The organism is bacterium (assembly GCA_035371905.1).
GTDB lineage: Bacteria > Ratteibacteria > UBA8468 > B48-G9 > JAFGKM01 > JAMWDI01.
Genome location: DAORXQ010000041.1, coordinates 1 through 14,652, shown reverse-complemented (window position 1 = coordinate 14,652; position 14,652 = coordinate 1). Strand labels below are relative to the sequence as shown.

Below are 14,652 nucleotides of genomic sequence, written 5' to 3'. Positions count from 1 at the left end.
GCGGAGGGGGTGGGATTCGAACCCACGATCCGATTGCTCGGATACACGCTTTCCAAGCGTGCGCACTCGTCCACTATGCGACCCCTCCTTTGCTGGTTTCTTTATTTTCAACTTTTTTAAAGAATACAGTTTTGGGGAACTGGTATCCTGCATTTATTCTTTTATAAAATATTTTTTTTGCAAGACGATTAAGTTGGTCATAACTAATTTTACCCTCTTCAAGAAGTTTTAATTGCTTTAATGCCTTTTCTCTCTTTCTATGATAAATTTTTCTTAATTCTTCCTTGAGTTTGCCCATTTTTACCTCCTTCTTTCAAACTTTTAATTTTTTTATTAACCTTGACTCTTTTATTGAAAAATTATATTAGTTTTTAGAAATTGGTCAAGATTAAATTCTCCAAAAATGATAAAATATACCTTAAAAGAAAATTTAAAATATGGAGGGATTATGACTTCAAAAGAAAGGATGTTATATGCAATCTGGAATAAAAAACCTGATATGGTACCGGTTGCTCCTGATATGTCAAATATGATACCTGCTAAACTGACAGGAAAACCTTTCTGGGATATATATTTCTATGATAATCCACCCTTATGGGAAGCATACATTGAAGCACTTTCTTATTTTAAATTTGATGGATGGTTCATATATGGTGGTATTGAAATGAAATATGAAAAAGTTATAAAAGAGGAAAGTAGAATTATTTACAGGGACAATGGAAAAATGGAAGTTGAATATTTCTATTATACACCTGAAGGAGTTTTGCATACAATTGTTGTTTATCCAAAAGACAATCCTCCATGGGTGAAAGAACATATGATTAAAAACTTTAAAGAGGACTTTAAAAAAATTAAATATTTTTCACCATCATATTACACCTCTTATAAAGGTTTTGATGATAAAAAATTGAAAGAAATGAGAGATAAATTGGGAGATAAAGGAGTTATCGGTATCGGAATTCCAACCCCAGGTTTTCATATATGGCAGGGTGCTTTTGAAGGAGGGCTCTTAGGACTTACTTATGCTTATTATGACTACCCTGAACTTTTTGACCAGTGGGCAGAAATACAGCATAAAGACATAATAAATTTTACAGAATATGTTATAAAAGCAAAGCCAGATTTTATACTTACAGGTGGTTCAGGTGCAATAACTTTATCTTCACCCTCTTTATTTAAAAAATATTCATTACCAACAATTAAAGTTATATCTGAAATAGCAAATAAAGAAAAAATTCCTGTTATGATTCATTGCTGTGGTAAGGAAAAAGACCTTGTTGATATGTGTTATAATGAAACACTTGTAAACTGTATAAATCCACTTGAAGAACCTCCAATGGGTGACTGCTATCTTTCTGAGATAAAAAAGAAATATGGAGATAAAATTTCTTTAATGGGAAATATCAATACAACCTTTATGCTGACTGCAAAACCAGAAGAAATTGAAAAAGTTTGTAAAAAAGCGATAGATGATGCTGGTGAAAATGGTGGTTTCATTCTTTCAACAGGAGACCAACTCGGAAGAGATACACCTGAAGAAAATATATTTAAAATGATTGAAGTTGCGAGAACTTATGGTAAATATCTGTAAAGTTAATTAAAATTCTTTTATTTTCTGCCTTAATTTCTTCTTTTCACTTCTTTTTCTCTTTTCTTCAATCTGTTTTATTTTGGCATATAACGGTTTTTCTGTTTTTATTCTTTTTTTCTTCTTTTCTCTCAATTTATTAAGTTTTTCTTCAAGACGTTTTAAAGCAATTTCCTTATTCTTTGCTTGAGAACGAAATTCAGTTCCTTTTGCAGTCATTCCTGTTGGAATATGAAGTACTTTAACACTGGTTAATTTTTTATTTTTCCTCTGCCCCCCAGGGCCACTACTTTTATAATAATAAATTTTTATTTCGTTTTTTTTCATAATTCTTCCTCTATTTCTTCAATTATATATTTTTTATGTATTTCCAGTATTTCATCTCTGGAATTGACAAATATTTCAACAAGTTTTGGGTCAAAAGATTTACCCTTTTCTTCATTTATTATCTCAAAAGCTCTCTCTACATTTACAGAACTCTTGTATATTCTCTTAGAAGTTAAAGCATCAAAAACATCTGATAATGCAGCAATTCTTCCATAAATTGGAATTTTATTTCCTGATAAACCATACGGATACCCTGTGCCATCATATTTTTCATGATGAGATAAAGCAATTACTTCTGCTGCTTTTAAAACAATTGATTTTGACCCCTCAAGCATTTTTGCTCCAATAATTGGATGTTTTTCAACTATTTTTCTTTCTTCTTTTGTTAATATTCCCGGTTTTAAAAGAATATTGTCAGGAATTGCTATTTTTCCTATATCATGCAAAGGCATAGCATTTTTAATAAGTGTACATTCAGTTTTCTTGAAACCAAGTTTTTCTGCTATTAAATAAGCATATTCACTCACTCTGTGAATATGTGCTCCTGTTTCTCTGTCTCTATATTCAATTGACATTGCAAGGCGAAAAATTGTTTCAAGTTGAGCATCTTTCAAAATGAGGTTTAATTGAGAATTTTGAATTGCTATTATCCCGGGCAGTGATATTGTTTGAATAAGATTTATATCTTCATATGAAAATTTAGATGTCTTTGAAAAAACCGTCGGTTTTTTATTTATAAAAATACCAAAAACTTTAAAGTCAGGAAAATATAAAATAGGAACAATTGCCATATTTTTTATGTTTTCATCTTTGATTTTATTTATTATTTTTGCCTTTTCTACATTTTTCAAAATTTTTTCAACATCTATCTTATCAATCAATTCTCCTTTTTTTGCAATTATTTCAAATTTATTATGATAAAAGGAAACAAGACATCCACATTCTATTCCAGAAGCAATCAATATTGTTTTTAATACCATTGCTGGAGTTTTTTCTATTAAATCTTCACTTCCAAATCCAAGAAAAAACATATCTTCTTTTTTAAATGATTCAATAGGATTCAAAATTTCAGTAAATTCTTCTTCTGTTTTTTTAACAAGGTTTAAAATTACTTCTTTTTGAAATAGTTTTTTTAAAGTAGAAAATAATGAATAAAAAATGAAGGAAAGATAGTAAAAAATCGTAAAAAATAAAAATGGAACAACATCAAAAAAAATTCCATATTTATCAAGAAAAAATCTTGAAGAAAAAAAGCATAACCCAGTAAATCCAAGAGTATTAAATGTATTCAAAGAAATATTACGAATCGAAAAAATTAAAGATAAAAAGAAAGCATAGAGAAAGAGAAAAAAAACAGAATTGATGTGTTTAATGTATTTACCTGAAAGGTTTGTACCTATTGCACTTGCCTGTACAAAAACCCCAAACTGTGTTCCAAAAGGTGTAGGAATTAAATCTGCATTTTTTGCACCAACTATTGTCTGTCCTATAATAACTACTTTTTTATTGAAAAAACCATCTGGATATTTTCTTTTAAGGACATCAGAAAATGAAATGAAGTAATTATCAATAAAATTTGGAGGAATATATCTTATATAAAAACACTTATTTTCATCAAGTGGAAGTGAATTTAATATCTTTAAAAAAGTGCTTTTATTTTTTATTCTATATGTCTCAATTCCAATCTGAGGATATATTTTTTCCCCATATTTTATATAAGCAGGAAACCTTCTAACTATCTGGTCTTTATCAGGGAAAGTATTTATGTGTCCAAGAGAAAAAGCATATCTTTCAAATTGAATAGCACTTCCTCTTAAAGATTCAACAAGATAAAATTCTTCAACTCTTTTTTCAAGTTTTATCGGTGAAAATACTGGTAAAATAACCCTTCCATTTTCCTTTATACTATTTAAAAATTCTACATCTTCCTTCTTATCCTCTGAAAAAGAGGGAAAAAATATATCAAAAACAACAAGTTCTGCTTTTTCTTCTTTAAGTATTTTTAAAATCTGTGAATAGTGTTTTCTTGAAAAGGGTTCTCCAATTTCTTTTTCAAAATCACCTGTAATTCCAATTATAACCAAAGGTAAATCATACTTTAGTGTTGAATTTCTAATATGACTGTCATAAATTATAAATTCAAGTTTTTCAAATTTATTTTTTTTATATAAAGAAAATACAAAGATAAAAACCAAAAAAGCAAAAACGAACTTTAAAATATATCTCATCAAAAATTACTTAACAAACCTTTTAATTACATGGGGCACTGATTTTGGTGGTCTTCTTGGCACTCCTTTCTGTTTTGTTCCATAAGTTTTTGTTTCAATTAAAACTTCTTCTCCTGTATTTACTGTTTCTGTTCTTCCCTGATTTCTTTCTTTGACTTTTACAACACCTTCAAAAACAGAAATTATGGTATTATCTATGGGTATTCCATTATTATAATAGTATGAATTAACAACATTAAATTTTGTACCTTCAACACCTGCAATTACAGCAGGAGTAATAACCTCAAATCTTGAATCTCCTTTATGCTCAACTTTATATGAAGTTTTTTCTCCTTCAGGAACATCTCCTTCAGGAACATAAATTATACTATAAATTTTATTCTCTGGATTTGTAAAAGAGCCAAGAACTCCAATCTCTCCACTTATTTCATTTACTTCTGTCCCATCTTCAAATTTTAAATTTCCACCAATATAAGTTTTCCCGAATTCAACATCAATACCAGACCATTTGACACTTTTAGTTTTCCCAATTTCAACAGCATATGAAAGATATCCAGCAACTGTTCTTCTTCCACCGAAATGTCTTGGACAAACAAGAAAAACTTTATTTGAGTCCTCTTCTGCAAAAAACCTTCCAACATAAAATTTTGAATAACTATCGCCTTTTTCTCTATCACTTGGACAATGAAATACATTGGGATTCTGAATATAAGCAGGCATTAAAGAACTTAAAGTAACAGGTGTTTCTTTCCAGTCAACCTGATAACCCTCAATTGCCTGAGCGATATTTTTCATATTATTCACACATCCCATAGTTCTTGCAAATTCTCTTGAATTTGAAATTACACCAACTATTAAAATCAAAACACTTATACCAATAAAAATTAAAATTAATGTTTCAATTAAACTAAATCCTTTTTTCATTTTTCACCTCCTTATTAGTAGAAATATGTGATACTTTACTTTCAAGTTCTTTCAGAGCAATATTTAAACTTATATCCTTAACCTCTGTGTTTTTCCACGTCTCTATCACATTTATTGCTGCTTCACTTAGTTCTTTATATTGATTTGAAAATTTTTCAAGTTCCTCAATTATTGAAGTTAAAGTATCTCCTCTTCTTAATTTAAATTCTGGGAATTTCCCTTCCTGCAACTCTTTCAGTATTTTTGTTATTCTGTAAGCAGGTCCTGCTACTTTATGAGAAAGAATTATCATACCAAGAGTAGCAAGTATAGCAAGCAAGATAATAAGAGCAAAATTCAAAAGTATAAATTGTTTTACAGAAATTGAATATAATTCTTTAACATCTGCAATTTTTAAAAGTTTTTCAGAAATATCAACCCAGATATTACTGAAAGTTATACTGCTTATAATAAAACATGAAATGGCAAGAGTAATAATTGTAAAAATAACAAACCTTAATTGTATTTCTGTATCTACCCACAAAATTCTTCTACCCTTTTTTATATTCATCATTTTTATATTACCTTTATTTTTTTTATTTGTCAAGTAAAAAATTTGTTAAATTCAAAAACCATTACTGTAACTTATTTTAAAATTTGACAATAATGATTGAAAGTTATAGATTAAATAAATATATTTTCAAGGAGAAAAAATATGGGAAAAGTTTTAATTATTTATCATTCAAGAACAGGTAATACAGAAGAAATGGCTAAAAGTGTTGCAGAAGGAGTTAAAGAAGAAGGAGTTGATGTTGTATTAAAACCAGTTGAAAAAACTGACTGTGATGATTTACTTGATGCAGATGGAATAATAGTTGGTTCACCTACATATTTTGGACTTCCTTCTGCTGAAATAAAAAAACTTTTTGATGATTCTGTTAAATTTTATGGTTCTCTTGAAGGAAAAGTAGGAGGGGCTTTCACATCTTCTGCTCATATTGGTGGAGGAAATGAAACAACAATTATGGGCATAATACAGATGATGCTTATTCATGGTATGATTGTTCAGGGAACTACAAAATCAGACCATTATGGGCCTGTTTCTATTGGAAAACCAAATGATAAAGTTAAAAAGGATTGTAAGGAACTAGGGAAAAGAGTGGCAAAACTTGTAAAGAAAATCAAAGGAGAATAAGATGGATTATTCAAAGACAGTTTATCTACCAAAAACAGATTTTCCTATGAAGGCAAATTTAAGTCAAAGAGAACCAGAGATGTTAAAATTATGGGAGAAAATAGATATTTATAAAAAAATGCTTGAAAAAAATAGAGAAAAAAAACCCTATATACTTCATGATGGACCTCCTTATGCAAATGGACATATACATCTTGGTACTGCATTAAATAAAATTTTAAAGGATATAGTTGTTAAATATAAATCATTAAGCGGTTTTTATACTCCTTTTAAGCCGGGATGGGACTGTCATGGTATGCCAATAGAACATCAAGTTTTTAAGGAGATAGGAAAAAAGAAAAATGAGGTTGACATACTTGATTTAAGAAAAAAGGCAGAAGATTATGCAAGAAAATTTTATAATATTCAAAAAGAGGAATTTAAACGACTTGGAGTATTTGCAGAATGGGAAAAACCTTATTTAACAATGTATCCTGAATATGAAAGTGATATTATAAGAGCATTTGGCAAACTCTATCTTTCCGGATATATTTATAAAACATATAAGCCAATTTACTGGTGTATTACCTGTGAAACAGCACTTGCAGAGGCAGAAATTGAATATTCTGAAAAAAAATCACCCTCAATATTTGTAAAATTTAAGATAATTGAGGATAAAGGAAAAAAATTAGGAGAAAATTCATACTTTTTAATCTGGACAACAACTCCATGGACATTACCGGGAAATACTGGAATTGCCCTTCATCCCGACTTTAAATATATTCTTGTTGATAATGAAAATGAAAGGTTAATAATAGCAGAAAAAAGGAAAGAAGATGTTTTTAAAATAATTGGTAAAGAATTAAAAATTTTAAAAGAATTCAATGGGAAAGAACTTGAAGGAATAATCTGCAAAAATCCTGTTATTGATAGAAAATCAAGGGTAATTCTTGCTGGATTTGTTTCTGGAGAAGAAGGAACAGGTTGTGTTCATACAGCACCTGGGCATGGAGAAGAGGATTATTATGCAGGAATTAAGAATGGACTTGAAGTTATATCTCCTGTAAATGAAAAGGGAGAATTTACTGATGAGGTGAGTGAATTTAAAGGAATAAATGTTTTTAAAGCAGATAAATTGATAATAGAAAAATTAAAAAAAGAGGGAAGTCTTATATCAAGTGGAGAAATTCTGCATTCATATCCACATTGCTGGAGATGTAAAAACCCTGTCATTTATAGAAGTACAAAGCAGTGGTTTTTAAAAATTGATCATAATGATTTGAGAAAAAGGATGCTTGAGGAGATAAATAAGGTAAAATGGTTTCCCCCGGAAGGGATAAATAGAATTGGTTCTATGGTTTCACAAAGACCTGACTGGTGTTTATCAAGACAGAGATTATGGGGTGTATTTATTCCAGTATTTTATTGTGAAAGTTGCGGAAAAGATATATTGACAGAGGAAATTCTGGAAAGGATATGTGATCTGGTTAAAAAATTTGGTTCTAATGTATGGATTGAAAAAAATAATGAAGAACTTTTACCTGCAGGATTTAAATGTCCTTATTGTTCTGGGGAAAAATTTAAAAAGGAGATGGATATACTTGATGTATGGTTTGATTCAGGAGTAAGTCACCTTGCAGTTTTAAAAGAAGAAAATGGTTTGATATGGCCAAGTGATTTATATCTTGAAGGTTCAGACCAGCACAGAGGATGGTTTCAGACCTCTTTAATCACTTCATGTGGAATTTTCGGTCATCCCCCTTATAAAACAGTTCTAACACATGGATTTGTAGTAGATGGAAGCGGAAGAAAAATGTCAAAGTCGCTTGGGAATGTTATAACGCCTGATGAAATAATTAAAAAATACGGAGCAGAAATACTTCGTTTATGGAGCATATCTGAAAATTATCAGGAAGATATAAGAATTTCTGATGAGATAGTTAAAAATGTAGTAAATGGATACAGGATTATAAGAAATACAATAAGATTTCTACTTGGTAATTTAAATGATTATAAAAAAGAGAATGAAATACCTTATGAAAATCTCCTTGAAGTTGATAAATGGGCAATTGAAAAATTGAAAGTTGTGATAAAAAAAATTACGGAAAATTATGAAAACTTTGCTTTTCACAAGGTTTTTGAAGAAATTTATAATTTCTGTAACATTAATCTATCATCTTTTTATCTTGATTATCTCAAAGACCGACTTTATACATACCCAAGAAATTCAGTAGAAAGAAAAGCAGCACAAACAGTTTTAAGCAAAATCCTTATTAATTTACTTATTCTTATTGCTCCTATCCTTTCATTTACTGCAGAAGAGGCATATCAGTTCATTCCATATGATAAGAAAGAAAGTATTTTCCTAGAAGAATGGCCGGAAATAGAGGAAGAAGATAAAAACTTACTTGATAGGTGGGATAAATTTTTTGAAATTAGAAAAATGGTTCTTAAAAAACTTGAAGAAAAAAGAGAAGAAAAAATTATTGGAAGTTCACTTGAAGCAAAAGTAATAATAGAATGTGATAAAGATACATCTGAATTTTTAAAATCATTTTATAAGTTACAAACCCTCTTTATTGTTTCCGAAGTTGAAATTACAAATGGAGAAAATTTAAACTTAAAAGTTGAAAAAACAAATAATAAAAAATGTCAGAGATGCTGGGTTTATTTTCCAGAAGTTGGTGAAAATAAAGATTTTCCGGACTTATGTGAAAAGTGTATAAAAGCAATTAAGGAGGATTTTCTGGTTTGATGGAATATATAGTTGATGGATTTAATGTTATAAAAACAAGTTTTATAAAAAAGTATGAGAAATATGGAATTGAAGGGGCCCAGGGATTCTTAATAGATATACTTGAAAGATATAAAAAAAAACATCCCTCCGTTGAAATCACAGTCGTTTTTGATGGAAAGTCACCAAGTATTTCTTTTTATCAAAAAAGAAGAATAAAAATTATTTTTTCAAATGAAATAACTGCAGACGAAAAAATAAGGAAAATACTTGAGAACAAAAAAAATAAAACTCAGATTCAGGTTGTCTCGGATGATAGAGAAATCCAGGAATTTTCAAAAATAATTGGAAGTAAGTTTTTAAAAGTAGATGCATTCCTTGAAATAGTTTATCCATACGAAAAAAAAGAAACTGTAAAAAAAGAAACTGTAAAAAAAGAAAAAGATATAAATTACAGATTAAAACTTGAAATAGAGAAAGAACTAAAAAACTTTTATGGAAAAAAAATTAAAGAATTTAAAAGATAAGATACTAAAATTTCTTGAAGAGGAAGATAGAATTAGAGAAGAATCAATAAAAGTTTTAAGAGAAATTACAAGAATGGCAACATCCTCTATAAAAAGAATACATCAGGAGGATTTAAAAAATTCAAAAAGAGAACTTGAAAATTGTATTAAAAAATTGAAAGAGATAAAAAAGAAATTAAAAAAATATCCTGAAATTTATTATCAGGGTTTTTTACATCAGGCAGAAAAAGAGGTAGTTGAAGCAATAGCAACATATGAAATCATAGTTAGAAAAAATATACCTGAAATGAATGATTTTGACCCAATCAGTTATCTTCACGGAGTTTGTGAATCACTTGGAGAAATAAGAAGATATATTCTTGATAGAATGAGAAAAAGAAAAGTTATGGATATTGAGGATTACTTAAATATTATGGATGATATTTACTATTTCATTTTAAATTTTCAGTATCCTGATGCAATTACAAGGTCGTTAAGAAGACAGATTGATTATGCAAGAGGGATTATTGAAAAAACAAGGGGGGAAATTACAACATACTATTTATTTAAAAAGAAGGATAGATAAGTAAAAAAAGCGGCACCGAAACCATTATTTATATTAACAACAACCACATTTGGTGAACAACTGTTAAGCATTGTCAAAAGCGGAGCAATTCCATTTAAATTTATTCCATATCCAACTGAAGTAGGGACTGCAACAACAGGTTTTCCAACAAGCCCTCCAACTACACTCGGTAGAGCACCTTCCATTCCTGCAACAACTATGAGACATCTTGCTTTGTTTAAAATCTCAATTTTATCAAGTAATCTGTGAAGTCCTGCAACTCCTGCATCATAAATTCTTTCAGTTTTTATTCCAAGAATTTCAAGGGTGATTGCTGATTCTTCAGCAACTGGTATATCAGCAGTTCCAGCAGTAACAACACAAACATAACCATCTTTTTTTCTTTTTTCCTTCTTAAATGTTAAAATTTTTGCTTCTTTAAAATAAATAATCTCTGGAAAATCCTTTTTCAGTTTATTTGCTATTTTTTCTTCAACCCTTGTAATAATAACATTTGAATGAATTTTCTTTATTTTTGAAATAATCTCTTTAAGGTGCTGGTATGACTTATTCTGTCCAAAAACAACTTCTGGAAAACCAAATTTTAAAGACCTGTGGGTATCAATTTTTGCAAAATTTATATCCAGATAGGGAAAATATTTTAATTTTTCTATAAATTTTTCTTCTGTGATTTTTCCCTCTTTGAAATCAATCAGTAATTTTTTTATCTTTTCTCTATCCATTAAAATACCATTCTTTCAAGTCGTTTAATTCTTTCCTCTATAGGTGGATGTGTTGAAAATAGAGCAAATAAATTACTTCCAGAAAAAGGATTAACAATAAAAAGATGACTTGTTGCAGGGTTTGCTGTCCTCATTGGATTTCTTTTTACTCCATAAGACAATTTCCTTAAAGCATTTGCAAGATATAAAGGATTACCTGAAATTTTTGCTCCACCTTCATCTGCAAGATATTCTCTTGAGCGGGAAATTGCAAGTTGAATTATTAAAGCAGCAATTGGTGCTAAAACTGCAAAAAGCAAAAGGGCAAAAAGTGTAAAAATATTCCCTCCCCTTCTGTCATCACTATCCATTGAACCAAAAAATGCCATATATTGAAGCATCCTCGCAAGAAAAGTTATTGCTCCTGCTATAGTTGCTGCCACTGTTGCAACAAGTATATCTCTGTTTTTTATATGTGTTAATTCATGTGAAATAACTCCTTTCAGTTCATTTTCATCAAGAAGTTCCATTATTCCTGTTGTTAAAGCAACTACTGCATTACCTGGATTTCTTCCTGTTGCAAAAGCATTTGGAGTTGATGAATTTATGATGTAAACTTTTGGTTTTGGAATCCCTGCTGTTTGAGCAAGTTGTGCAACTAAAGAATGTAAATATGGTTCTTCATTTTCTTTTATTTCTCTTGCTCTATACATTGCAAGAACAATTTTATCGCTGAAAAAATAAGAAAACCAGTTAAGAAAAAAAGCAAAAATCAGAGCAATTATAAGTCCTTCCCTTCCGAAAAAACCACCAATCCAGACAAGAATAACGGTTAAGATACCTAATAAAAAGTATGTTTTTATTCTATTAGCCATTTTTATTTCCTCCTTTTCTTCTATAATTATACAGATGTTATATCTCAGTGTAAAGTTTCAATTCTTCCGAACTATACCCCTCTTTTTAAAAATAATCTGAATAAATTTGAGAATTTTAAAAGAACGATTAACCATAAACATCCAGAAATACCAAAAGCAGGGATTAAAAAAAGAGGTAAAAATAAAGAAGAAAATAAAGCACCCAATAAATCAATTGAATAAAGTTTTCCTGTCGTATCCACAATACTTTCTTTTTTGATTAAATATGAAACTATACCAAATTCCCAACCAGTTAAAAATCCTGAAAAGAAAATTAAAAACAAGGATAAAATCCCATTTTCAATCAGGATAACAGATAAAAAATAAAATAAAAAATGAAAAATCTCTGTATAGTAAATTATTCTTCTAATATGAATTTTGAAAACAGAAAGTAAACTTCCAAGAGAAATACCTGCCATAAAAATTCCAATTATTCCACTTATAAAACCATAAACAAAACCATAATATATCTGAAAAAGAAAGATAAAAATAATCTCAAATGTGAGGCAGGAGAAACCATTTGTAAAAACAATCGCTGAAAAGGTAGAAGTAAAAGGCAAAAGGGAAATTAAGAATAAAGATAAAGATAAAAGAAGCATAGAATTTCTTAAACTATAAATTTTGAAAAAAATATTACTGATAATTCTTCCTACTTTTTGTGATGTCTGCGAAAAGTAATGAGATAGGGATGAGAATAAGCAGAATTGATTTGATAGAGTATTTAAATCTGTTTTAAAACTTAAAATATTTTCCAGATAATAATTTTTTTTGTTTTCATCAAGGACAAATTTGAGATATTCGTCATTGAAAAATTGTCTATCAAAAGTAAAATTTTTATTCAATTTTAAATTTCCATTTGAGAAAACAGCAATCATTGGATAGGTAAAAGCAACAATATCATATTTAAAATACTTTTTCGCTGTTTTATAAATTGAAGAATGAAGAATTAAGAGTCCCTTTCCAAGATAATCATATGAACCTGGAAGAACAATAATAAGATTTTGAGTAAACTCTCTAATCTTTCTGAAAAACTCATCTGTGAGAAAATAATTATCTCTGAGGTTCATTGGTTGAGAATTTGTTATTATAAAAGCATCAAAAGTTATTTTTTTCTCTTTTAGAAATTTATTTAAATCTTTATTTACAAAAATTATATTTTTTAAGTCCTTTAAAAAATAATTTTTAATCAGATTTGTTTTTTCTTTATCTATTTCAAAAAAATAAATCTCTGAAACATCATATTTCTTAATCTCATCAAGAATTTCAGGACTTCCATAAATCCCAACTTTTTCTATTTTTTCTGAAAAAGCAAGTGAGAAAAAAGCAATATTTTTAATTGAAAAACAATCTGGTTGACTTGTAAATTCCTGAAAACCATTTGATAAAAGAATATACTGATTCCCTTTATTTAAAACTGTGAGTTTATTATAATTTGTGTCCTTAACCTCAACCACTTTAAAACCCTTATATTTCAATGAGTTTGTTTTAAAATCAAGTTTTTTTGAAAATGGTAGAAGAAAAAGAAAAATAATAAAAATTGAAAGGTACATATAATTTTTTTCAAAATAAAAGATAGTTAAAAAACTTAAAATTAATGAAAGAAAAAATAAGAAAAATATGTTAATTTTGAAAAACAAAAGAAAAGAAAAAAGTAGTCCACCAATTAAAAAACCAAGTCCTTCAAGTCCATAAACTTTACCCGAACTTTTTTCTTCTTTATAGAGAAAGGATAAAAGTATAAATCTCGCTCCTTCAAAAAATCCTGAAAAAAAAGAAAGGAAAAAAGAAAAAATAAAAAATCTTAAATTTGATATATAAAAAATTCTCTGAATATTTGAAAAAATTCTTAAAAAAATCAGAAAAAAAATCAGAAAAAAAATTTCAAAAAATGTGAAAAGTATATAGTTTCTGCTGTGATTTCTATTTTTCCTTAACAAATAACTTCCAATTGCTCCACCTGAAAGATAAAAAGAAATTACAATACTGAAGGAAAGTTCATTACCAAAAAAACTTGAAAAAATCTCTCTTAAAATAATTGATTGAAAAAAAATTCCAGAAACACCTTTTAAAATCAAAAGTAAGTTTTTCATTTTTTTAATTTCACTTATAATAATATAATATGGAATGGATAATTACAAAAACAGATTCAGTAAAATTCCCTTATAGATTGCTTATCAGAGAAAGAGAAGAAATCATCCTTTCTTTATTAGTTCAGGATAAATGGCCAGGTGTTAAAAATATCTTCTGTTATAGAGATAATGAAATAAAGGAAGATGAAGAAATAATTGAAAGAGTTGAAATATTATCTTTGAGAAAATATGGAGAAAGAATGGTGGTTATTTTGAATAGAAAAAGTAATAAAAGGTGTGAATTTTTGTTCTTAAAGAAAAAATATAAAGAAAAAGAAGGAGAATATGAACAGATTTTCTGGAGTACATCAAAAGCACTGAAAGAAAGAAAACCGAAAAGAGGTTTGCTTCCATATATAAAAACAGAGTTAAACATAATAATAGATAAAAACGAAAGATATCCTTACAAATTTCAAAATGCAAATATAGAAAGGGCGATTTTACCATGTGGAGATTATGCTTTAATGGATGGAAATAGAAACATTATCGCTGTTGTTGAAAGGAAAACCTTTGATAACTTCCTTGATTCAATTTCAAACATACACATTTTTCATCAATTTTTAAGTGAACTGGAAAATTATAAAAATAATGCTCTTATTATTGAAGCAAATTATTCTGACTTTTTTAAACCACAAAAAATAAAATTTTATAAAGTAGAATTCTGTGCAAGAGCAATTTCTGAAATTTATTCATTTCACCCGAATTTAAAAATCATATTTACAGGAAACAGAAAACTTGCAGAATTATGGATTTTAAGATTTTTTTTAAATATCATAAATAAAATACAAGAAAAACCACATATTGAAATAAAAGAAAAGACATCTGAATATTATACTTTAAGAGCGATTACGGATGAGTATTT

At 28.3% G+C, this 14,652-nt stretch carries 14 protein-coding genes and 1 tRNA gene; 6 read left to right on the top strand and 9 right to left on the bottom strand.

Annotated elements, in window-relative coordinates:
• Position 1 precedes the first annotated feature (1 nt).
• A tRNA-Ser gene (locus PKV21_05690) sits at positions 2 to 88 on the bottom strand.
• Entirely contained in the window at positions 74 to 298 is a 225-nt protein-coding gene (locus PKV21_05685; GenBank protein HOM26980.1) for a hypothetical protein, read from the bottom strand. Before PKV21_05685 ends, PKV21_05690 begins: the two co-directional genes overlap by 15 nt.
• A 150-nt stretch (positions 299 to 448) precedes the next feature.
• Here PKV21_05685 and PKV21_05680 point away from each other — a divergent pair, with 150 nt between their 5' ends.
• Positions 449 to 1,591 carry a uroporphyrinogen decarboxylase family protein gene (locus PKV21_05680; GenBank protein ID HOM26979.1) on the top strand — a complete coding sequence of 381 codons (1,143 nt, stop codon included), beginning with the start codon at positions 449 to 451 and terminating at the stop codon, positions 1,589 to 1,591.
• 6 nt (positions 1,592 to 1,597) lie between these two features.
• On the opposite strand, the gene PKV21_05675 is transcribed toward PKV21_05680, so the two are convergent.
• From PKV21_05675 to PKV21_05660, 4 genes are read right to left on the bottom strand one after another with little or no spacing between them, the layout of a single operon-like run.
• The gene (locus tag PKV21_05675) at positions 1,598 to 1,915 is read right to left on the bottom strand and encodes a peptide chain release factor-like protein (protein HOM26978.1); all 318 of its coding nucleotides are present in this window, start codon (positions 1,913 to 1,915) and stop codon (positions 1,598 to 1,600) included.
• The gene (locus PKV21_05670) at positions 1,912 to 4,143 is read right to left on the bottom strand and encodes a CHASE2 domain-containing protein (protein HOM26977.1); all 2,232 of its coding nucleotides are present in this window, start codon (positions 4,141 to 4,143) and stop codon (positions 1,912 to 1,914) included. Before PKV21_05670 ends, PKV21_05675 begins: the two co-directional genes overlap by 4 nt.
• A gap of 6 nt (positions 4,144 to 4,149) precedes the next feature.
• The gene (locus PKV21_05665) at positions 4,150 to 5,067 is read right to left on the bottom strand and encodes a DUF1559 domain-containing protein (protein ID HOM26976.1); all 918 of its coding nucleotides are present in this window, start codon (positions 5,065 to 5,067) and stop codon (positions 4,150 to 4,152) included.
• Complete coding sequence (locus PKV21_05660) at positions 5,051 to 5,617, bottom strand: hypothetical protein (protein HOM26975.1); 567 nt, start codon at positions 5,615 to 5,617, stop codon at positions 5,051 to 5,053. Before PKV21_05660 ends, PKV21_05665 begins: the two co-directional genes overlap by 17 nt.
• 144 nt (positions 5,618 to 5,761) lie before the next feature.
• Here PKV21_05660 and PKV21_05655 point away from each other — a divergent pair, with 144 nt between their 5' ends.
• Genes PKV21_05655 through PKV21_05640 form a run of 4 tightly spaced genes read left to right on the top strand, consistent with a single transcriptional unit; the run spans position 5,762 to position 10,046 of the window.
• Complete coding sequence (locus PKV21_05655) at positions 5,762 to 6,241, top strand: NAD(P)H-dependent oxidoreductase (protein HOM26974.1); 480 nt, start codon at positions 5,762 to 5,764, stop codon at positions 6,239 to 6,241.
• A 1-nt stretch (position 6,242) separates the two neighbouring features.
• Entirely contained in the window at positions 6,243 to 8,975 is a 2,733-nt protein-coding gene (gene ileS, locus PKV21_05650) for an isoleucine--tRNA ligase (protein HOM26973.1), read from the top strand.
• Positions 8,975 to 9,481 (top strand): NYN domain-containing protein, encoded by a 507-nt coding sequence (locus PKV21_05645; protein ID HOM26972.1) that lies wholly within the window; start codon positions 8,975 to 8,977, stop codon positions 9,479 to 9,481. Before ileS ends, PKV21_05645 begins: the two co-directional genes overlap by 1 nt.
• Positions 9,450 to 10,046 (top strand): hypothetical protein, encoded by a 597-nt coding sequence (locus tag PKV21_05640; protein ID HOM26971.1) that lies wholly within the window; start codon positions 9,450 to 9,452, stop codon positions 10,044 to 10,046. The genes PKV21_05645 and PKV21_05640 overlap by 32 nt, the downstream gene beginning before the upstream one ends.
• On the opposite strand, the gene larB is transcribed toward PKV21_05640, so the two are convergent.
• From larB to PKV21_05625, 3 genes are all read right to left on the bottom strand, one after another.
• Entirely contained in the window at positions 10,019 to 10,768 is a 750-nt protein-coding gene (larB, locus tag PKV21_05635) for a nickel pincer cofactor biosynthesis protein LarB (GenBank protein HOM26970.1), read from the bottom strand. The two genes, PKV21_05640 and larB, sit on opposite strands and share 28 nt — an antisense overlap.
• Positions 10,768 to 11,622, bottom strand: a complete 855-nt coding sequence (locus PKV21_05630) for a zinc metalloprotease HtpX (protein HOM26969.1) — start codon at positions 11,620 to 11,622, stop codon at positions 10,768 to 10,770. The genes larB and PKV21_05630 overlap by 1 nt, the downstream gene beginning before the upstream one ends.
• A gap of 71 nt (positions 11,623 to 11,693) precedes the next feature.
• On the bottom strand, positions 11,694 to 13,751 hold the full coding sequence (locus tag PKV21_05625) for a hypothetical protein (GenBank protein ID HOM26968.1): 2,058 nt from the start codon (positions 13,749 to 13,751) through the stop codon (positions 11,694 to 11,696).
• 29 nt (positions 13,752 to 13,780) lie between these two features.
• Between PKV21_05625 and PKV21_05620 the strand changes: the two genes are divergently transcribed.
• On the top strand, positions 13,781 to 14,652 hold an 872-nt coding region (locus tag PKV21_05620; protein ID HOM26967.1), incomplete at its 3' end, for an ERCC4 domain-containing protein.

Excerpts from the sequence above, each read along its gene's own strand:
- PKV21_05680 (HOM26979.1), top strand. The coding sequence starts at position 449 with ATGACTTCAAAAGAAAGGATGTTATATGCAATCTGGAATAAAAAACCT.
- larB (HOM26970.1), bottom strand. The coding sequence starts at position 10,768 with ATGGATAGAGAAAAGATAAAAAAATTACTGATTGATTTCAAAGAGGGA.
- PKV21_05630 (HOM26969.1), bottom strand. The coding sequence starts at position 11,622 with ATGGCTAATAGAATAAAAACATACTTTTTATTAGGTATCTTAACCGTT.
- PKV21_05685 (HOM26980.1), bottom strand. The coding sequence starts at position 298 with ATGGGCAAACTCAAGGAAGAATTAAGAAAAATTTATCATAGAAAGAGA.
- PKV21_05665 (HOM26976.1), bottom strand. The coding sequence starts at position 5,067 with ATGAAAAAAGGATTTAGTTTAATTGAAACATTAATTTTAATTTTTATT.
- PKV21_05660 (HOM26975.1), bottom strand. The coding sequence starts at position 5,617 with ATGAATATAAAAAAGGGTAGAAGAATTTTGTGGGTAGATACAGAAATA.
- PKV21_05625 (HOM26968.1), bottom strand. The coding sequence starts at position 13,751 with ATGAAAAACTTACTTTTGATTTTAAAAGGTGTTTCTGGAATTTTTTTT.
- PKV21_05640 (HOM26971.1), top strand. The coding sequence starts at position 9,450 with ATGGAAAAAAAATTAAAGAATTTAAAAGATAAGATACTAAAATTTCTT.
- PKV21_05675 (HOM26978.1), bottom strand. The coding sequence starts at position 1,915 with ATGAAAAAAAACGAAATAAAAATTTATTATTATAAAAGTAGTGGCCCT.
- PKV21_05670 (HOM26977.1), bottom strand. The coding sequence starts at position 4,143 with ATGAGATATATTTTAAAGTTCGTTTTTGCTTTTTTGGTTTTTATCTTT.
- ileS (HOM26973.1), top strand. The coding sequence starts at position 6,243 with ATGGATTATTCAAAGACAGTTTATCTACCAAAAACAGATTTTCCTATG.
- PKV21_05655 (HOM26974.1), top strand. The coding sequence starts at position 5,762 with ATGGGAAAAGTTTTAATTATTTATCATTCAAGAACAGGTAATACAGAA.
- PKV21_05645 (HOM26972.1), top strand. The coding sequence starts at position 8,975 with ATGGAATATATAGTTGATGGATTTAATGTTATAAAAACAAGTTTTATA.